An 18,976-nucleotide genomic window follows, 5' to 3' on the forward strand; every position below is an offset into this window, starting at 1 on the left:
CCGATATGGGGGCGGGGGGCCCACGCCGCGATGCACCCGTCTGACCGCCGGGAAACGCCACGAAGGTTTGTGGTCCACACACTGGACACGATCAGCGCCCGAGGTGTGCGATCGACGGTGTCGGGGTACGGACTTGGATGGGGTAACCCGATGTCAGGCGGCTTGATCGAGCAAGGCAGGATTTGACGCATCAACGCGAAGCGACACGGCGAAGGGCGCTGCCGATGAGCGGACGGCTCGGTATCGACGACGTGACCCCGGTGGTGTCGGCTGGCAGATATCCAGCCAAAGCCGTTGTGGGAGAACACATTCCGGTCCAGGCGACGGTGTGGCGCGAGGGGCACGACAAACTCGCGGCGACAGTGAGCTGGCGTGGACCGAACGACCGAGTCGCTCGCCAGACCCGCATGCACGAGGTCGGAGTCGGCCTCGACCGGTGGGGCGCGACGGTGGTTCCGGACCTCGAGGGCGCCTGGACCTTCAGGATCGATGCGTGGAGTGACCCCTGGGGCACCTGGAACCACGCCGTTGAGGTGAAGATCGCGGCGGGGCAGGGTCCCGTTGATCTCGCAAATGACCTTGAAATCGGTGCCTCGCTACTCGATCGAGTGGCAAGGCGACCCGATAGGCGACAAGAGCGAGCACTTCTCACGTCCGCCGCGGAGGCACTGCGCGACACGGACCGGCCGCTGGCCGAACGCGTCGCGCCGGCGCTGGCCGCCGACGTGCAGAAGGTGATGTTCGAGCACCCTGTGCGCGAGCTGATCACCAAGGGCAGGACGCACAAGATCTGGTGCGACCGGAAGAAGGCCGCGTTCGGCTCCTGGTACGAGTTCTTCCCGCGCAGCACCGGCGGGATCGACGAGACCGGGCAGGCGGTGCACGGCACGTTCGCCACGGCGACCAAGGAGCTCGACCGGGTCGCGGCGATGGGCTTCGACGTCGTCTACTTCCCGCCGATCCACCCCATCGGCCGGGTCAACCGCAAGGGCCCCAACAACACGCTTGTCGCGTCGCCCGAGGACACGGGATCACCGTGGGCCATCGGCGCGGACGAGGGCGGGCACGACGCGATCCACCCGCAGCTCGGCACGATCGAGGACTTCGACGCGCTCGTCGCGCGTGCGAAGGACCTCGGCCTGGAAGTCGCGCTCGACTTCGCGCTGCAGTGCGCGCCTGACCACCCGTGGGTGCTCAAGCACCCGGAGTGGTTCACGACGCAGCCCGACGGCACGATCGCGTACGCCGAGAACCCGCCCAAGAAGTACCAGGACATCTACCCGATCAACTTCGACCTCGACCCGCAGGGCCTCTACCACGAGGTGCTGCGCGTGGTGCTCTTCTGGGCCGAGCACGGGGTGCGGATCTTCCGGGTCGACAACCCCCACACCAAGCCGCCGGACTTCTGGCAGTGGCTGATCTGGAAGGTGAAGGAGGTCTACCCGGACACGCTGTTCCTGGCGGAGGCCTTCACCCGGCCGGCTCGGCTCTACGGCCTGGCGAAGCTCGGCTTCACCCAGTCCTACACGTACTTCACATGGCGGACGGGCAAGCAGGAGCTGATCGAGTTCGGCGAGGACGTCCGCGACCACTGGGACGAGGCGCGGCCGAACCTCTTCGTGAACACGCCGGACATCCTGCACGAGTCGCTGCAGCACGGCGGTCCCGGCATGTTCGGGCTCCGCGCGGCACTCGCGGCCACGCTCTCCCCCACGTGGGGTGTGTACAGCGGCTACGAGCTGTTCGAGCACGAGGCTGTGAAGCCCGGCAGCGAGGAGTACCTGAACTCCGAGAAGTACCAGTTGCGGCCACGCGACTACGCCCGTGCACTGGCGGACGGGCGCAGTCTCGAACCGTGGCTGCGCAAGCTGAACCACATCCGCAAGGCGCATCCGGCGCTCCAGCAGATGCGCACGCTGAAGTTCCAGAGCATCGAGAACGACGCGTTGGTCGCCTTCTCGAAGCGTGATCCGGAGTCCGGCGACACGGTCGTGGTCGTCGTCAGCCTCGACCCGAACAACGCGCAGGAGGGGACGCTGTACCTCGACCTGCCCGAACTCGGGTTCGACTGGCACGAGCGCGTGATCGCGCACGACGAGGTCACCGGCGAGACGTGGGACTGGGGACAGGCCAACTACGTCCGTCTCGAACCATGGCGTGCCACGGCACACGTCGTGGGCCTCCAGCGCCGCTTCAGCTGATCAACCGCTCAACCCCCGACGAGGTGGGAACCATGGACGACTCCCGTCCCGACGCTGTGCTCGGGCTGGACGGTGTTCCGCACACCGGTGAAGCCATCGACGACGACGGCATGCTGGTCGAGCCGCGGGCCGAGGACTTCAGGTCCGCGAAGCAGGCGAAGCCGAACCCGGACTGGTACAAGGGCGCCGTCTTCTACGAGGTGCTGGTCCGCGCCTTCAGCGACTCCAACGGCGACGGCACGGGCGACCTCAGAGGGCTCGCCTCGCGCCTCGACTACCTGGAGTGGCTGGGCGTCGACTGCCTCTGGCTGCCACCGTTCTACGCCTCACCGCTGCGCGACGGCGGGTACGACATCAGCGACTTCCGCGCGGTGCTGCCGGAGTTCGGCACCGTCGAGGACTTCGTGTACCTGCTGGAGGAGGCGCACCGGCGCGGGATCCGGGTGATCACGGACCTCGTGCTCAACCACACCTCCGACGCGCACCCGTGGTTCCAGCAGTCGCGGCAGGACCCGACCGGCCCGTACGGCGACTACTACGTGTGGAGCGACGACGACTCGCGCTACAGCGACGCGCGGATCATCTTCGTGGACACGGAGTCGTCGAACTGGACCTACGACCCGGTGCGCGGGCAGTTCTTCTGGCACCGCTTCTTCAGCCACCAGCCGGACCTCAACTACGAGAACCCGGACGTGCAGGAGGCGATGCTCGACACCCTGCGCTTCTGGCTCGACCTCGGCATCGACGGGTTCCGCCTCGACGCCGTGCCCTACCTCTTCGAGGAGGAGGGCACGATCTGCGAGAACCTGCCGCGCACGCACGAGTTCCTGAAGAAGTGCCGCAAGGTCGTCGACGACGAGTTCCCCGGACGGGTGCTGCTGGCCGAGGCGAACCAGTGGCCGTCGGACGTCGTGGAGTACTTCGGTGACCAGGCCGTGGGCGGCGACGAGTGCCACATGGCGTTCCACTTCCCGTTGATGCCGCGCATCTTCATGGCGGTGCGGCGGGAGTCGCGGTTCCCGATCTCGGAGATCCTCGCGCAGACCCCGGCGATCCCGGAGAACGCCCAGTGGGGCATCTTCCTGCGCAACCACGACGAGCTCACCCTCGAGATGGTCAGCGACGAAGAGCGCGACTACATGTACGCCGAGTACGCCAAGGACCCGCGGATGAAGGCGAACATCGGCATCCGCCGGCGGCTCGCACCGCTGCTGGAGAACGACCGCAACCAGCACGAGCTGTTCACCGCGCTGCTGCTCTCCCTGCCCGGCTCGCCCGTGCTGTACTACGGCGACGAGATCGGCATGGGCGACAACATCTGGCTGCAGGACCGCGACGCCGTCCGCACACCGATGCAGTGGACCCCGGACCGCAACGCGGGCTTCTCGAGCTGCGACCCCGGCCGGATCTACCTCCCGGTGATCATGGACCCCGTCTACGGCTACCAGGGCCTCAACGTGGAGGCGCAGCTCAACAGCTCGACGTCGTTGCTGAACTGGACGCGGCACATGATCGAGGTGCGCAAGCAGCACCACGCGTTCGCCGAGGGCGACTTCACCGAGCTCGGCGGCTCGAACCCGAGCGTGCTCGCCTACAAGCGCCAGTGGAAGCGGCCGGACGGGCGCGAGGACATCGTGCTCTGCGTGAACAACCTCTCACGCTTCCCGCAACCCGTCGAGCTGGACCTCTCCGAGCACCGCGACCACGCGCCGATGGAACTCACCGGAGGTGTCAAATTCCCCGCGATCGGGGAACTCCCGTACCTGCTGACCCTTCCTGGTCACGGTTTCTACTGGTTCCAGCTGGTAGAGGCGGGCGACGACGGCGAAATGAGGTGAACGCGTGACGGATCCCCACGAGCTTGTCGACAAGCTGGTCGCCTCACTGCCCGATCTGCTCCCGGCCGCACGGTGGTTCGGCGGCAAGGACAAGCCCATCACGGCCGTCCGTCCACTGAGGACGACGGTGGTGGACGGAGACCTCGTGCACGTGGTGTTCCAGGTCGAACAGCCCGGCCGCACCGAGAGCTACCAGGGCGCGCTGAGCCTGAGCACCGGTGAGTGGGACGTGCTGCTCGACCCCGAGCACAACGGCGTCCTGCTCGACCGGATCGCGTCCGGGCACGAGGTCGACGGCATCACCTTCGCGCACGAACCGGGCACGGAACTGCGCTCGGGCCTGCGCGGGCGGCCGATCGGCGTCGAGCAGTCCAACACGTCGCTGATCTACGGCCAGCAGTACATCCTGAAGATCTTCCGCAAGCTCGCGGCCGGCGAGAACCGCGACCTGACGATGCACCGCGCGTTGCGCTCGGTCGGCTGCGAGCACATCGCGCTGCCGCTGGGCTCGATCTCCACGGTGCTGGACGGCCAGCAGGTCACCCTCGCGATGCTGCAGGAGTTCCTGCCGGACGCGGTCGAGGGCTGGGACATGGCCAAGACCTCGGTGCGCGACCTGATGGCCGAGGCCGACCTGCACGCGTTCGAGGTCGGCGGCGACTTCGCCGGCGAGGCGCAACGCCTGGGCCACGCGGTCGCGAAGGTGCACGCCGACCTGGCCGAGGCGCTGGGCACGCGGATCGCCGACGAGGACGCGATCTCGAAGGCCATCGAGGGCATGCAGCGGCGACTGGGCGTCGTGCTGGAGTCCGTGCCGGAACTGGGCCGCTACGAGGTCCCGTTGCGCGCCGCGTTCGAGGAGGCACGCCACCACATCGGCGCGATCCCGATCCAGCACATCCACGGCGACCTGCACCTCGGTCAGGTGCTGCGGACCGTGCACGGCTGGCTGCTGATCGACTTCGAGGGCGAGCCGGCGGCGAAGGTCGAGGACCGGCTCGCGCTGCGGTCGCCGCTGCGCGACGTGGCGGGGATGCTGAGGTCGTTCGACTACGCGGCACGGCAGCTGCTCGTCGGCCAGCCCGACGACGACCAGCTCGCCTACCGCGCGATGGAGTGGACGAAGCGCAACCGGGCCGCGTTCTGCGACGGGTACGCCGAGGTGGCGGGCGACCCGCGCGACCACGCGCACCTGCTGCGCGCTTTCGAGCTGGACAAGGCGGTCTACGAGGTCGCTTACGAGCACGCCAACAGGCCGGAGTGGTTGACGGTTCCGCTGTCGTCGATCGCCCGGATGACTTCTGGAGGGAACTGAGCGTGAAGGCCGACCTGGACCGACTCCTGTCAGGTGCGCACCACGACCCGCACTCGGTGCTGGGTGTGCACTCCGTCGGCGACCAGGTGATCGCGCGGGCCCTGCGGCCAGGCGCGACGTCGGTCGCGGTGGCGTGGGGCGACAAGCAGGTCGAACTGCCCCGCATCGCCGACGCCCTGTTCGAGGGCGAGCTGCCCGAGGTCCCCGGCGACTACCGGCTGCTGGTGAAGTACGACGGCGGTCCGGCGATCGAGGTCGACGACCCGTACCGGTGGCTCCCGACCGTGGGCGAGCTGGACCTGCACCTGATCGGCGAGGGCCGGCACGAACGGCTCTGGGACGTCCTCGGCGCACACGTCCGCTGCTACGAAACGGCTTCCGGTGACGTCACCGGTGTCTCGTTCGCGGTGTGGGCGCCGAACGCCCGCGGCGTGCGCGTGACGGGCGACTTCGACGGCTGGGACGGGCGCGCGAACCCGTTGCGCTCCATGGGTTCCAGCGGCGTGTGGGAAGTGTTCCTGCCGAACGTCGTGGTGGGGTCGCGGTACAAGTTCCGCATCCTCGGCCAGGACGGGATCTGGCACGAGAAGGCCGACCCGATGGCGTTCGCCACGGAGGTCCCGCCGCAGACGGCCTCGGTCGTCACGCGGTCGGAGTACGAGTGGCAGGACGCGGAGTGGGAGGCCCGGCGCGAGGCCACGAACTGGGCGAACGCGCCGATGTCGACCTACGAGGTGCACCTCGGTTCGTGGAAGCCCGGCCTGAGCTACCGGGAGCTCGCCGTCGAGCTCGCGGACTACTGCGAGGACATGGGCTTCACGCACATCGAGATGCTGCCGGTGGCCGAGCACCCGTTCGGTGGTTCGTGGGGCTACCAGGTCACCTCGTACTACGCGCCGACCTCGCGGTTCGGCACGCCGGACGACTTCCGGTTCTTCGTCGACACGCTGCACCAGCGCGGCATCGGCGTGCTGGTCGACTGGGTGCCCGCGCACTTCCCGAAGGACGCCTGGGCGCTCGCGAAGTTCGACGGCACGCCGCTGTACGAGCACGCCGACCCGCGCCGCGGTGAGCAGCTCGACTGGGGCACGTACGTCTTCGACTTCGGGCGCAACGAGGTCCGGAACTTCCTGGTGGCGAACGCGCTGTACTGGATCGAGGAGTTCCACCTCGACGGCCTGCGCGTGGACGCCGTCGCGTCGATGCTCTACCTCGACTACTCGCGGCCGGCGGACCAGTGGCTGCCCAACGAGTTCGGTGGCCGGGAGAACCTCGACGCGGTGCGGTTCCTGCAGGAGCTGAACGCGACGGTCTACAAGCGGCACCCCGGTGTGGTCATGATCGCCGAGGAGTCGACGGCGTGGCCGGGCGTCACGCGGCCGACGCACCTGGGCGGGCTCGGGTTCGGCTTCAAGTGGAACATGGGCTGGATGCACGACACGCTGCACTACCTGTCGCGTGAGCCGATCCACCGGGCGTTCCACCACAACGAGATGACGTTCTCGCTGGTGTACGCGTGGAGCGAGAACTTCGTGCTGCCGCTCTCGCACGACGAGGTGGTGCACGGCAAGGGCTCGCTGTGGCAGCGGATGCCGGGCGACGACTGGAACAAGGCCGCCGGCGTGCGGTCGCTGCTCGCGTTCATGTGGGCGCATCCGGGCAAGCAGCTGCTGTTCATGGGCGGCGAGTTCGGTCAGCGGCAGGAGTGGTCGGAGTCGCGGTCGCTCGACTGGCACCTGGTCGAGCAGGAGCCGTTGCACCAGGGCATCCAGTCGCTGATGCGCGACCTGAACTCGGTGTACAAGACGGCGGCGGCGTTGTTCTCGCACGACGTGACGCCGGAGGGGTTCCAGTGGATCGACGCGAACGACTCGGGCGGCAACGTCCTGTCGTTCCTGCGGATCGGTGAGGACGACTCGACGCTCGCCTGCGTGGCGAACTTCTCCGGGTCGCCGCACCACGACTACCGGGTCGGTCTGCCGTCCGCCGGACGCTGGAAGGAGCTCGTGAACACCGACGCCGCGCACTACGGCGGTTCGGGCGTGGGCAACCTCGGTGGCGTCGAGGCCGAGGCCAAGCCGTGGCACGGGCGGCCGTACTCAGCGATCCTGCAGCTGCCGCCCTCGGGCGTGCTGTGGCTGGTCCCCGACCCGGTGACCGAGATCGAGACCCTCTGACCTGTCGGGCAGTGCCCCGTTCCAGTACAGGGCGCCGGTCACCGTCACGGGACCGGCGCCCTCGCACGTGCGGACCACCTGTTCCTCCAGGTCGAACGGCTCTCCGCAGCCGGTGATCCTCAGGCCGGTCAACGGTTCGCTGCCGGTGTTGGTGATCGTGACGGTGCCCGGGTCGCGCCTGACCTCGTAGGCGGACACCCGGAGGAACACGCAGCTCCAGCGGATCTCCGTGCTCGTGGTGGCGAAGAACCGGACGGTGGCGGCGTCACGCGGTGCGACCATGCCGTAACTGTTCTGGCGCTTCGGTTCTCTGGTGACCGGCCGCAGCGCGTAGGTCCGTCCGGTCTGCACGCCAGCGCGGTCGAAGAACCGCAGGCCGGTCGCCGTCGCAGGCCCCGGCCTGCGGCTACCCGCCCAGACGGACAGGTCGTAGACGCCTCCCGGGACCACGTCCAGCGCCCAGTCGGCGGTGCCGGGCCCGGTGATCATGCCCACGCGCGGTTCCGGGGCGATGCCACCGGTGCAACCGGGCATGGTCGGATCGGCCCCGGTCGGAGGGCCCAACAGCAGCAACGCGGCGCAGAACCATTCCCGCACGAAGGGAAATGTAAGTCGATCGGGCGACTCCAGCCCGGTGAACCTGATCAGGCCGCCGCACGTTGCCCCTTGTATGCGCCTGACTTGGACGACAAGGACGCCCCCAGAGCCGGCCGGCAGGCACAATGGTTCCATGCGGCACAAGAGCATCGCGCTGATGGTCGTCACCGCCCTGCTCGCCGCAGGGTGCACCGCCCAGGTCCCGGGGCGTCCTCGCGCCGCCAAGGTGGTGAAGAAGGAAGCGTCCACCACCACCATCCAGGTGCGCGGCACGGACAACGGGCCGATCGACAAGCTCGCCGCCACCGCGCTGACGGACATCGACGAGTTCTGGAAGGACTCCTTCCAGTCGACGTTCAACAAGTCCTGGAAGCCGCTGGCCGGTGGTTACTTCTCGGTCGACACGGCCGACGCCGCCGCGAAGCCGCCGCCGTGCACGCAGAAGGCGTCGGACGTGGAGGGCAACGCGTTCTACTGCCCGGCCGCCGACGCGATCGCCTGGGACCGGGCGTCCCTGCTGCCGGTGCTGCAGGACCGCTTCGGCGAGGCGGCCGTGGTCGTCGTCCTCGCGCACGAGGTCGGCCACGCCGTGCAGAACCGCATGGGCATCACGCCCGAGGCGGAGCGCCGCGAGCCGGAGAAGTACCCGACGATCCTCACCGAGGCCCAGGCCGACTGCTTCGCCGGTGCGTTCATCCGCAACGTGGCGGACGGCAAGTCGCAGCGCCTCGACATCAACGCGGACGCCCTGGACAAGGCGCTGGGCGCGCTGATCACGTTCCGCGACCCGGTCGGCACCTCCCCGGAGGACGAGCAGGCGCACGGCAGCGCGTTCGACCGCGTGGCGGCGTTCCAGGACGGCTACGAGCAGGGCACGAAGTTCTGCGCGCAGATGTCGGTGCAGAACCGCCAGTTCACGCAGCGCGCGTTCACCAGCGTCAAGGACCGCGCGAACGGCGGCAACCTGCCGTTCGACGACATGCTCGAAGCCGTCACGCCCGACCTCGACGGCTTCTTCAAGAACCTCGCGACGACCGCCGGCAAGACCTGGCCCTCGCCGCGCGCCGAGGCGTCCCAGACCGAACCGGACTGCTCCGGTGACCAGGGCCCCGTCGCGTACTGCCCGGCGGACAAGACGATCAAGATCGACACGAAGGACGAGCTGCCCGCCCTGCACAAGGACGAGGGCGACTACGCGACGGGCACGCTGATCGCCACCAGGTACGCGATGGCCGAACTGGCCGTGCTGGGCAAGCCGATCGAGGGCGAGGACGCCTCCGCGGCGGCGTTGTGCCTGGCCGGGGCGTACACGGGCGCGGTGTTCCAGCGGCAGGACGGGTTCGGGCTGTCCCCAGGCGACTTCGACGAGGCCGTGACGGTGTTGCTGAAGTACGACTACGCGGCGCGGGACGCGAAGGGGCAGAACCCGGTGGATCCGGGGTTCGAGCGGGTGGCCCGGTTCCGCGAGGGCGTGTTCGAGGGCGCGAAGAAGTGCGGCGTCTGACGCTGTAGCGGACGAGCGGAAGCCCGCACCGGCTCGAGGCCAGGTGCGGGCTTCAGCGCCTTGCGACCGGAGCCTGGTCGGATACCACGGAGATCCGCGCGCCCGGGATCTTCAGCGTTCCGCCGATCAGGTCCGTGTTGCGCACCGTGACCTCGGTGAAGGTCGCGAACGGCACGTTCAGCGGCGGTGGGTGTGCCGCCGTGTAGTCCACCGGGATCTTGATCCCGAGGATGTCCAGGTTGCCCTTGAGCTGGACCGTGAACAGTTCGATGCGCCCTGGTGACACCGTGGACGTGCTGCCCGGCCGTGCCGCGGTGATCAGCCTGACGCCCGGTGAGATCTCACCGGACTGCACCAGGTCCTTGATCTTCATGTCGTTCGCCGTGAACTTCAGGACCTTGACGACCTGCCCCTTGACCAGTGCGTCGACGACCCCGACGAAGTCGAGTCCACCGAGTTCGAGCCGGGACGCCGTCAGGGTCCACTCCCGCCCTCCCACCGCCACCGGGGCAGGGGCCGGTGGCGGAGGCGCGGGTGTCGAGGTCGGTTGCGTGCCGGTCGGTTCGGCCGGCACGGAGGACGACGACGACACCGGCGGTGGGGTGGCACTGGTGCTCGACACGGGCGGCGGCTCCGACGTGGTGCTGGTCGGGGCCGGTGAGCTGCTGCTGGGACCGGACGACGGCGGTGGCTCGGTGCTCGACGGCGGTTGCAGCGCCAGCACCGCGACCATCGCCACGGCGGTCAGCGGCTGTGTTCGCATCATGTGGGGTGAACCCTCTGGGTCGTCTCCGGCTCTGGTTCCGCGTTCTCCTCCCGTGCCTTCTTCGACCCCTTCGCCTCCTTCGGCGTCTTGGGCTCGGTCGTCCACGCCAGGGCGAGTGCGCCGCCGAGCAGGCTCAGGACGGTGCCGACCACGAAGCCACCGAGGTTGGTCACGACGATCGCGACCAGCGACAGCAGCACCGTGACGATGCCCGCCGCCAGCCGGAACTTGGGCTGCAGCCACAACGCGGCCGCGCAGATCCACAACAGCACGCTGATGAGCAGCGCCGACACGCCGCCGAGCGTCTGGATGGAGATCATCATGTCGCCGAACTTCAGATTGGCGAACGGCGGGAACACGATGACGAGCCCGCCCAGGGCGACGAAGAGACCGGCCCAGAAGGGCCGGTCACGTCGCCACGCGGTGAAGCCGCGCCAGAACCTCAGAAGCACTCTTGCTTCCCCTGGCGAATGGTCAGGTTCATGCCCTTGAACCTGATGGTCTGGGCCGTGGTGGCCCAGGCGGTCTGCTTCAGCGAGGTGATGTTCGCCGTGTCAGCCTGCAGACCGAACGAACCCGGAAGGCCCCGCAGGTTCTCCGGCCCCTTCGTCACCTTGTTCGCGTCGATGCCGATCTCGGGGTTGCCGAGGACCAGGTCACCGGTGAGGTCCGTGAGGTTGACGACCAGGTTGTCGGCGGACATGCCGCCCACGCCGTCCGCGGTGATGCGCATCGTCACGTCACCGACGATCGGCATGCCGGGGACGTAGACCGACTGGCAGAACTTGTCGAGCCTCGCCGTCTTGAACCCGCTGACCGCGACGACGTGCACCTTGCCCGCACCCGCGTCGACACCGCCGAACTGGACGAATCCCTGGCCCGTCAAGTTGTCGGCGGACACCTTGAAGTTGGTGCCGGACACCGCGAACGAGGCGGCCAGCGCTCCCTGGGACATGCCGAAGAGGAGGACACCGGCGCCGACAGCACCGAAGCCGACCACACCGACGAACCGTGCCCAGCGCGTTCTACCCATACCGCCGAACTCCTTCCACACTGAAGGCCTGCGGGACGGACTGTGCGCCCCGGAACATCGGCAGGACAACGAAAACGAGCCCGTGCAGTCTTGAAATCACCCCTGAGGGTGAGACATTTTCACGTTTGGCCGCAGGTACTTGCCGAACGACCTCGAAACGCGCTTAGTAGGGTCTGACCTCATGGGATTCGGACGAATCGCCGTCGCGCTGGCCGTGACCGCAGCCTTGACCGCGTGCGCCACCGTGGTCGAGGGCGAACCGAAGGGCGAGCGCCCCGACCCCACCAAGGTCGCGGGCCTGGAGATCTCCAACGGCCCGTCCGGCCCCAGGAAGGGCGTGCCCGACGCGGACCTGAGCGTCGAGAACGGCGACGGCGGCGAGATGGACCGCCTGGCCATCAACACCCTCGCCGACGTGCAGGAGTTCTGGAAGGCGGAGTTCCCCGCCTCGTTCGCGGGCAGGACGTTCGAGCCGGTGAAGCGCTTCATCTCCTACGACTCGAACGGCAAGGGCGTCGAGGTCTGCAAGCTCGACACCACCGGCATCGCGAACGCGTTCTACTGCGCCCTCGACGACAGCATCACGTGGGACCGGGGCGAGCTCCTCCCGATGCTGAAGGACTCGTTCGGCCCGATGGCCGTGGTCACCGTCCTGGCCCACGAGATGGGCCACGCCGTCCAGTACAAGCTCGGCCCCGCCTCCAACATCGGCGCGAACACCCCGTCGATCGTCAAGGAACAGCAGGCCGACTGCTACACCGGCGTCTTCATGCGCTGGGTGGCCGGGAACAAGTCGAAGCACTTCGAACTCTCCACCGGCGAGGGCCTCAACCAGGTCCTGCAGACGATGTTCTTCATCCGCGACAGCGCCGGCACCTCGTTCGAGAAGCAGGGCGCCCACGGCAGCGCGTTCGACCGCGTCTCGGCCTTCCAGTTCGGTTTCACCCGGGGCGCGGCCCGCTGCGCCGAGATCAACGAGGCCGAGATCGCGAAGCGCATCACCGAACGCCCCTTCGACCTCACCGACACCGACCAGGGCCAGGGCCGCGGCAACGCCAAGATCGACGAGGACAAGTACCAGCGGGCCCTCGAGGAGTCCCTCCGCGACGCCTACAAGTCGAGCGGCGCGGCCTTCCCCGCCTTCGACAGGTCGGGCATCAAGCCCTGCACCGACGCCCAGACGACGTCACCGGCCTCCTACTGCCCGGCCCTGAACCAGATCCACCTGGACCTCCCGAACCTGGTGAAGATCGGCACACCCCCGAAGAAGGGCAGCAAGGGCGGCATCGGCGACTTCGCGGCGTTCGCCGTCATCGCCTCCCGCTTCTCCCTCTCCATCCAGCACGCCACGGGCTTCAAGCTCGACGACGACGCGGCGGGCCAGCGCACCGCCTGCCTCACGGGAGCCTGGGCGGGCCTCACGAACCGCCCCAACGCCGCAGCGGGCCTGCGCCTGTCCCCGGGAGACCTGGACGAGGCCGTCGCAGAACTCCTGGTGGACGACAGCCTCATCGCCGCGGACGTCAACGGCAAGGCGGTCCCCTCGGGCTTCGCCCGCGTGGAGGCGTTCGGCGACGGCTTCTTCCGAGGCCTCTCGTTCTGCGTCAAGAAGTACTCGGTTTGATCCTCCATCGACCAGCATCGATAATCAGCAGGTGCTCACCGATGAAGCCGCGACCTACGCCTCGTGGTTCTCGACCCTGTCCGACCCGACGAGGGTCCGCCTGCTCCACCACGTGGCCTCGGCCGCGGGCCCGGTCACCGTGGGAGAACTGACCACCCTGCTGGGAGTGAGCCAGTCCACCTGCTCGCACCACGTCCGCAAACTGGCCGAGGTCGGCTTCCTCCACGTCCAGCGAGAGGGCACGACCACCCTCGTCACGGTCAACCCGGCCTGCTGCACGGGCCTCCCCCACGCAGCGGACGCGGTGATGGGCGCCCTCTCGAGCGGCACGGTGAGCCCGGTCCCCGGCGTCACGATCCGCCCGATGACCGCACAGGACTGGCCAGAGGTCCGCCGCATCTACGGCGAAGGCATAGCCTCGGGCAACGCCACCTTCGAAACCGAGGTCCCGTCCCGCCGAACCCTGGAGTCCAAGTGGCTACCGGACCACCGCTGGATCGCCACGGTGGACGGCACGACCGCAGGCTGGGCGGCAGCCACCCCGGTCTCGGCACGCGAGTGCTACGCGGGCGTGGTGGAGACCTCGATCTACGTGGCCGACGCCTCGCAGGGCAAGGGCGTGGGCAAAACCCTGCTGCACCACCAGGTCTCCGCCGCGGACGCCGACGACCTGTGGACCCTGCAGGCCGTGATCTTCCCGGAGAACCGGGCGAGCATCGCCCTGCACCACAAGGCGGGCTTCCGCACGGTGGGCCTACGAGAACGAATCGCCCAGCACCACGGCGAGTGGCGCGACACCGTCCTCTTGGAACGCCGCCGCGCCGGCTGATCGCGTGGTCACCAGGGATCGTCCTTGAGCCAACTCTCCGGCGGACCTTCCTCGGCACTGCTGTCCCCGGCCCGCCGCACAGGCGAGCCGCCACGCACGGGCAGTGCCAGCGCCACCTCTCCGACCTCGGGCGCGGGCAGCAGGAACGGCGGCAGGGACCGGATCACACCCTCGTTCTGCAGCCGCACGTACACCTCACGCACCTGGTTGCGCGCGTCGGCGGTGGCCTGACGCACGACACCGGTGATCGCGTGCGCCAGGTCGTCGTGCTTCGCCTGCTTGGTGAGCGGCGACAACTCGAGCCGCAACAGCAGACCGGAGTGGTCGACGGTGGCGGCCACGTCCCCGTGCTCGCTCCGCGCGGTGCCACGAACCGCAGCAACCTGCTTCTCGGCCCACTCCTTGGCCTGAGACCGACGATCGACCGCCGTGGCACCTTCCTCGGACTGGGCGCGCAGCCGAGCCGCGCGCGCCTCCGCGTCCTCCGTCACAGCCCCGGCCGACCGGAACCGCTGTCCGATTCCTTCGGCTCCTCCACCAGGTCGTCATGACTGATCCCGCCCGGAGGCTTGCGACCGTCCTGGTGGAAGTCGTCGGGGTTGAAGCTGTCGTCCGTCACCAGACGCGGCCGCGGCGGGTTGACCTCGGGCATCCCGGCACCCTCCATGGTCGCGGCCACCGCCTGGAAGCCAGCACGAACCCTCTCCATCTGGCGACGAGCGGTCTCGAGGATGTCCTTGCCCTTCCCCGGCAACTTGCCGACAACTTCCTCCACACTGCCCGCCTCGAGAAAAGTCGCGTTGACCCCAGCCGCCCCGGTCTGCAACGCGTCACCAACCGCCAGGGTGGCGAGGAACGCCGCACCGGCACCAGCGGTAGCGGCCGCAACCCCGATCGACGCCGCCGCAGACGCCAGCGAAATCATGATCTTGGCTTCCCGAACCTCACCGGCCTCGACCCCCTTCTGCCCGGCCTCGACCAGCGCCAGCACGTCGACGCGAAAGCTCGTGATGGCCTTCTCGTAGGCCTGCATCGCGTACTTCGAGGCCCGCACAAGATCCCGCTTGCGAGCCAGCGCCCCCTCAATGCTCGGCTGCCCACGCAGGTACGAACGAAAGCCGTCAGCGGCGTCACCCTCCCAGTTCTCCAAGTAGAGGTCCATGTCGTTGAGGACCCCTTCGCAGAAGTCCTGATCGATGTCGTCCGCAGCCTTGTCCAGCAACGAGATCTCCTCGTGCACCCCCGCAAGCGCCACGTCGACGTCGATGAACCGCCCGAACTCGGCGAAGAGGGCCTGAACGTCCTCCTTGGCCGTGGGAAAACTCGCGTTCTCCTCCAGGTGGTCGGGAAAGAACCAGTCGTCCTGCTCGTCGAACTTCTTGCAGAAGTAGTCGGCGTGCTGCCGCATGTCACCGGCCCAGCTCACGACAGGAACCCCCCGAACATCCGCTGCTGGTCTGAGTCCACAGCGATGTAGCGCTCGGCAACCTCGATCAGCGCCTCCTGCGCCAACCCGAGGTTCTCCTCGTTCTTGCCGAACACCCCAAGCAACATCGAACGCGCACCGCGCCACTCCCCGAGCGCGTCGTAAACCTCCGCGCCCCCCGCAAACGCCCGCCCGTCGAGATGCTCGGTCTCGGCCAGCTTGGTCCTGGCGGTGTGCGTGTGGTCGATGAGCTTGCCCATGTCGACTTTGGCCGTGTGCTTCAAGCCCTCCGGCTCAGCGTGAAACCCCGCGCCCATCTCTCCCCCTGGCGGTCTCAAATGGATTCAGGGCGCCAGGTTATGTCAGCCGTTCGGGGGAAGATCACGCGGCGTACGTGTCAGCAAAGTGTCAGCAAACGCTGTCAAACTGGACAGTTCCGACACGCTAAACAGCTGCTGACGTGGGCAAACGCGATGCCGCAGGCGAGGAGTCCTTCAATCTTGCGATGCCGCAGGCGAGCCGTCTTTAGCAAGCGCACTGGGCGGTGGGGTCCCATCACGAGTCGCGCCATAGCACTTGCTGCATGCCTGAAGGGGTGTCAACTCGACACGCTTTTCGTCGAGTTGACACCCCTTCAGGCATGTGGCCCGCTCTTGGCTCGGCTCGTGATGGGACCCCACCGCCGACGCCACCAACAAATCAACCGGCAGCCGCCCAACGCAACAGGCGTGCCATCTACCCGCGAGCGGCGTGGACCCCCTGATCAGATTGCCGGGGGTCTGGGGGCAGAGCCCCCAGGGAAAGCACGCAACCGCAAGCTCGCCAACCCAACCGGGGAACGCAACAGAGGGAACGCGACAACCGACCGCGTCAGTACAACGCCGAAGCCAGCTTCCGCCGAGCCGCAGCCACCCGAGGATCATCCGCCGGGAACAACTCGAACAACCCCACCAAATGCTGCCGAACCCGATCCCGATCCTCCCCAAAAATCCGCCGAACAGTCTCAACCAACCGAGAAAACGCCTCGTCAACCATCTGCCCAGCAACCTGAGCATCAGCAGCGGCCAACTGAGCCTCAACGTCCTCAGGCGCCGCATCGGCTTTGGCGATCACCGCAGGATCAACAGCCTCAGCCCGCTCAGCAAACCGAGCCTGAGCCAACCCTTCCTTGGCCAGCTCATTCCCAGGCTCAACAGCCAAAATCTCCGAGTAAAACCCTTGAGCGGCAACATAATCCCCACGCTCAAAGGCTTCCTCAGCAGCAACGATCCGAGGATCCTCAACGACTTCCTCAACCTCGACAGGCACCCCAGCCCGAGCCTCCCCAGCCCGAATCCCAGGCAACCGCTCCCGCAACGCATCCAACAACCGAGCAATCCACTGCGACAACTCAGCGTCATCAATGGGCCCGGCAAACGCATCAATGGGCTGACCAGCGGCAACGGCCACAGTGGTCGGAACGGACTGAACCCCGAACGCCTGCCCGATCCGAGGCGCGCTCTCCAAATCAACGCGGGCCAGAATCCAAGCCCCGCCAGAAGCAGAAGCAAAACGAGTCAACGAAGCAGCCAGCTGCTGCGACTCAGGACTGTAGGAAGCCCCGAGCAGCACCACGACGGGCACCTGCAGGGACTGTTCGACCACAGCCTGGAAGGAGGCCTCGGTGACGTCCACGATCCACGGCACCGACCCGTTGTCAGGCGCGGCGGAACCAGAAGCAGGCGAGGCAGCGGCGGTGCGGGCCGCGTCGGCTCGGGCCTTCAAAGCGCCCAGATCGACGGCGCCCGAGAGCGCGGCGGACAGTGCGGCGGTCTTGCGAGGATCAGGCCTTGTCACGTGTTCCATCCTGGCACGGCTAGTTCCCGGACCGGGTCCAGGGCCATCGGGTTGACGCGCATCGCCTCGTTGGCCGAGGCGATGCGTAGAGCTAGCGGTGTCATCAGGTCGATGAACCGCGACGTACCTACCGCACCCAGCGCCTTCCACGGGTCCAGGGCGGCCGCGTCGGTCGCCCTTTCCACCGCCGGAAGATCGCCGGGCAGATCGGCGACGGCTTCCCACTCCTCGACTGTCCAACCACGTGCGGTTCGCATGTATGCCGGATCGAGGGAATGTTCACGCGCGTAGAGCGCAAGCGCTTGGCAAGGCCCGATGCCCGCGGCCACCAGGGCGGCCACGTGACCGTCCCCGCGCGCCTCGCGCAGGATCGTGCAGGCGTGCCACAGCGCCAGATGGGGCTCGATGGGCCACGGCAACGACCGGTTCGCGGCCGCCAGCGGACGGCCGGCGACGGGAGCCGCCAGCGCCGCCCTGCGGGCCAGTGACGCGGCCTCGGCGATCTGGGACGTGTCCACCGAGCCCAGCAGGCGTCGCAACGCGCCGTCCGCGCCTGCCAGCCGAACGCGCAGGTACTCGGCCGGCGAGGCGACCGCCCACGCGTCCGGCAGCGCACGGCGGACCATGCGCGGCGCGAAGTTGTAGAAGACCGCCGTCGCCAGCTCCGGCGACGCGGCGCCCAGCGGTGCGGCGCGCATGCCGAAGTAGCCCATCCAGCCGCCCTTGCAGCCCAGCGCGTCCGTCGCCGCGCGGGATTCGGGCGTGAAGTACGTGACGTCGTGGTAGGGCTCGAACCTCAACCACAGCTGCCTCGCGTCCACGCCCGACACGCTAACCCAGTCGGCGCCGGTGCACGGGCCCGCTCACCGTCCCGGCGTAGGGGGTTCGGCCATCCGAGGAGACGAGCGAGGACTCCACGCCACGAATCCCTTCCGGACCGCCGAATCCCGCCCCCGAACGGGTCCCGATCACGGCGTGTCGGAGAGGTGCTCCTCGATCCGTGCGACCTTGGCCGCCAGTTGACCGGAGTAGCCGGGCCGGATGTCCGCCTTGAGCACGAGCGACACGCGCGACGCACTGGCCTGCACGGCTTCCGTCGCACGCTTGACCACGTCCATCACCTCGTCCCACTCGCCTTCCACCAAGGTGAACATCGCGTTCGTCTCATTGGGCAGGCCGGACTCCCGCACGACGCGGATCGCCTCGGCCACCGCCTTCGCGACACTCCCGGATTCGTCCGAACCGGACGGGGCAACACTGAACGCGACGAGCACGTGCACCTCCTGGTGATCCACGGGTTGTACTGACTGGTAGCTTCCGTGCTCATGACACCGCTGCCGTTCGATCCGATCGCCCGCGCGGCCGAACTGTGGGACGACCGGGTGGGTTCCGCGACCTCGATGGCCGCGGTCACCAGCGTCATGCGTGTCCAGCAAATCATCCAGTCCGCCGTGGACGCAGCCCTCAAACCGCACGGGCTCACGTTCGCGCGCTACGAGGCGTTGGTGTTGCTCTACTTCTCCCGCAAGGGCGCGCTGCCGATGCGCGTGATGGGCGAGCGCCTGCAGCTGCACCCGACGAGCGTCACCAACATCGTCGACCGGCTGGAGAGCGACGGTCTCGTCCGCCGCACGCCGCACCCGACCGACCGCCGCACCACGCTGGTCGAGATCACCGACGCCGGCCTGCAGCGCCGTGAGAGCGCGACCGCGGCCGTCGTCGACGTCAACCTCGGCCTCAAGGGCCTCACCGACCGCCAGACCGAGCAGCTCACCGACCTGCTCGCGAAGGTGCGCCGGGCCAGCGGCGACTTCGAGGACTGAGAAAACC

Annotated in this window: 18 protein-coding genes; 8 read left to right on the forward strand and 10 right to left on the reverse strand. The window is 68.2% G+C overall.

The window, feature by feature from the left end; all coding sequences use genetic code 11:
* Positions 1 to 224 precede the first annotated feature (224 nt).
* The 4 genes from IEY88_RS07915 to glgB are packed head-to-tail and all read left to right on the forward strand — an operon-like array spanning position 225 to position 7,531.
* Positions 225 to 2,201, forward strand: coding sequence for an alpha-1,4-glucan--maltose-1-phosphate maltosyltransferase (locus IEY88_RS07915; RefSeq protein ID WP_189153953.1), 1,977 nt, complete (start codon positions 225 to 227; stop codon positions 2,199 to 2,201).
* 32 nt (positions 2,202 to 2,233) lie between these two features.
* Positions 2,234 to 4,039, forward strand: a complete 1,806-nt coding sequence (treS, locus tag IEY88_RS07920; protein ID WP_189153954.1) for a maltose alpha-D-glucosyltransferase — start codon at positions 2,234 to 2,236, stop codon at positions 4,037 to 4,039.
* A gap of 4 nt (positions 4,040 to 4,043) precedes the next feature.
* Entirely contained in the window at positions 4,044 to 5,354 is a 1,311-nt protein-coding gene (locus tag IEY88_RS07925; protein ID WP_189153955.1) for a maltokinase N-terminal cap-like domain-containing protein, read from the forward strand.
* Positions 5,355 to 5,356: 2 nt separating this feature from the next.
* Complete coding sequence (gene glgB / locus IEY88_RS07930; RefSeq protein ID WP_189153956.1) at positions 5,357 to 7,531, forward strand: 1,4-alpha-glucan branching protein GlgB; 2,175 nt, start codon at positions 5,357 to 5,359, stop codon at positions 7,529 to 7,531.
* On the opposite strand, the gene IEY88_RS07935 is transcribed toward glgB, so the two are convergent.
* Positions 7,454 to 8,128, reverse strand: a complete 675-nt coding sequence (locus IEY88_RS07935; protein ID WP_189153957.1) for a DUF7850 domain-containing protein — start codon at positions 8,126 to 8,128, stop codon at positions 7,454 to 7,456. The two genes, glgB and IEY88_RS07935, sit on opposite strands and share 78 nt — an antisense overlap.
* A 133-nt stretch (positions 8,129 to 8,261) precedes the next feature.
* Here IEY88_RS07935 and IEY88_RS07940 point away from each other — a divergent pair, with 133 nt between their 5' ends.
* A complete protein-coding gene (locus IEY88_RS07940; protein WP_189153958.1) occupies positions 8,262 to 9,632 on the forward strand; it encodes a neutral zinc metallopeptidase in 1,371 nt (456 codons plus the stop codon).
* 52 nt (positions 9,633 to 9,684) lie between these two features.
* Here IEY88_RS07940 and IEY88_RS07945 read toward each other — a convergent pair whose 3' ends face one another.
* Genes IEY88_RS07945 through IEY88_RS07955 form a run of 3 tightly spaced genes read right to left on the reverse strand, consistent with a single transcriptional unit; the run spans position 9,685 to position 11,431 of the window.
* Positions 9,685 to 10,398: a hypothetical protein gene (locus IEY88_RS07945; protein ID WP_189153959.1), complete on the reverse strand. Its 714-nt coding sequence runs from the start codon at positions 10,396 to 10,398 to the stop codon at positions 9,685 to 9,687.
* Positions 10,395 to 10,850: a DUF6114 domain-containing protein gene (locus tag IEY88_RS07950; protein WP_189153960.1), complete on the reverse strand. Its 456-nt coding sequence runs from the start codon at positions 10,848 to 10,850 to the stop codon at positions 10,395 to 10,397. The genes IEY88_RS07945 and IEY88_RS07950 overlap by 4 nt, the downstream gene beginning before the upstream one ends.
* Entirely contained in the window at positions 10,841 to 11,431 is a 591-nt protein-coding gene (locus IEY88_RS07955; RefSeq protein ID WP_189153961.1) for a DUF6230 family protein, read from the reverse strand. The genes IEY88_RS07950 and IEY88_RS07955 overlap by 10 nt, the downstream gene beginning before the upstream one ends.
* Before the next feature lie 181 nt (positions 11,432 to 11,612).
* On the opposite strand from IEY88_RS07955, the gene IEY88_RS07960 reads away from it, so the two are divergent.
* Together IEY88_RS07960 and IEY88_RS07965 are read left to right on the forward strand one after the other, a co-directional pair.
* Positions 11,613 to 13,055 (forward strand): neutral zinc metallopeptidase, encoded by a 1,443-nt coding sequence (locus IEY88_RS07960; RefSeq protein WP_189153962.1) that lies wholly within the window; start codon positions 11,613 to 11,615, stop codon positions 13,053 to 13,055.
* 31 nt (positions 13,056 to 13,086) lie between these two features.
* Complete coding sequence (locus tag IEY88_RS07965; RefSeq protein WP_229693173.1) at positions 13,087 to 13,884, forward strand: helix-turn-helix domain-containing GNAT family N-acetyltransferase; 798 nt, start codon at positions 13,087 to 13,089, stop codon at positions 13,882 to 13,884.
* A gap of 8 nt (positions 13,885 to 13,892) precedes the next feature.
* Here the strand turns inward: IEY88_RS07965 and IEY88_RS07970 are convergent, their stop codons facing one another.
* The 6 genes from IEY88_RS07970 to IEY88_RS07995 all read right to left on the reverse strand — a co-directional run bounded on the left by IEY88_RS07970 (position 13,893) and on the right by IEY88_RS07995 (position 18,420).
* Entirely contained in the window at positions 13,893 to 14,375 is a 483-nt protein-coding gene (locus IEY88_RS07970; protein WP_189153963.1) for a YbaB/EbfC family nucleoid-associated protein, read from the reverse strand.
* Positions 14,372 to 15,310: a hypothetical protein gene (locus tag IEY88_RS07975; RefSeq protein ID WP_189153964.1), complete on the reverse strand. Its 939-nt coding sequence runs from the start codon at positions 15,308 to 15,310 to the stop codon at positions 14,372 to 14,374. The genes IEY88_RS07970 and IEY88_RS07975 overlap by 4 nt, the downstream gene beginning before the upstream one ends.
* Complete coding sequence (locus IEY88_RS07980) at positions 15,307 to 15,570, reverse strand: hypothetical protein (protein WP_189153965.1); 264 nt, start codon at positions 15,568 to 15,570, stop codon at positions 15,307 to 15,309. Before IEY88_RS07980 ends, IEY88_RS07975 begins: the two co-directional genes overlap by 4 nt.
* Positions 15,571 to 16,180: 610 nt before the next feature.
* Positions 16,181 to 17,146 (reverse strand): tetratricopeptide repeat protein, encoded by a 966-nt coding sequence (locus tag IEY88_RS07985; protein WP_189153966.1) that lies wholly within the window; start codon positions 17,144 to 17,146, stop codon positions 16,181 to 16,183.
* Complete coding sequence (locus IEY88_RS07990) at positions 17,143 to 17,967, reverse strand: SCO6745 family protein (RefSeq protein ID WP_189153967.1); 825 nt, start codon at positions 17,965 to 17,967, stop codon at positions 17,143 to 17,145. The genes IEY88_RS07985 and IEY88_RS07990 overlap by 4 nt, the downstream gene beginning before the upstream one ends.
* A gap of 147 nt (positions 17,968 to 18,114) precedes the next feature.
* The gene (locus IEY88_RS07995; RefSeq protein ID WP_189154518.1) at positions 18,115 to 18,420 is read right to left on the reverse strand and encodes an MTH1187 family thiamine-binding protein; all 306 of its coding nucleotides are present in this window, start codon (positions 18,418 to 18,420) and stop codon (positions 18,115 to 18,117) included.
* A 51-nt stretch (positions 18,421 to 18,471) separates the two neighbouring features.
* On the opposite strand from IEY88_RS07995, the gene IEY88_RS08000 reads away from it, so the two are divergent.
* Positions 18,472 to 18,969 carry a MarR family winged helix-turn-helix transcriptional regulator gene (locus IEY88_RS08000; protein WP_189153968.1) on the forward strand — a complete coding sequence of 166 codons (498 nt, stop codon included), beginning with the start codon at positions 18,472 to 18,474 and terminating at the stop codon, positions 18,967 to 18,969.
* Positions 18,970 to 18,976: the final 7 nt, after the last annotated feature.

The sequence above is a fragment of the Lentzea pudingi genome, assembly GCF_014646255.1.
Classification (GTDB): Bacteria; Actinomycetota; Actinomycetes; order Mycobacteriales; family Pseudonocardiaceae; genus Lentzea; species Lentzea pudingi.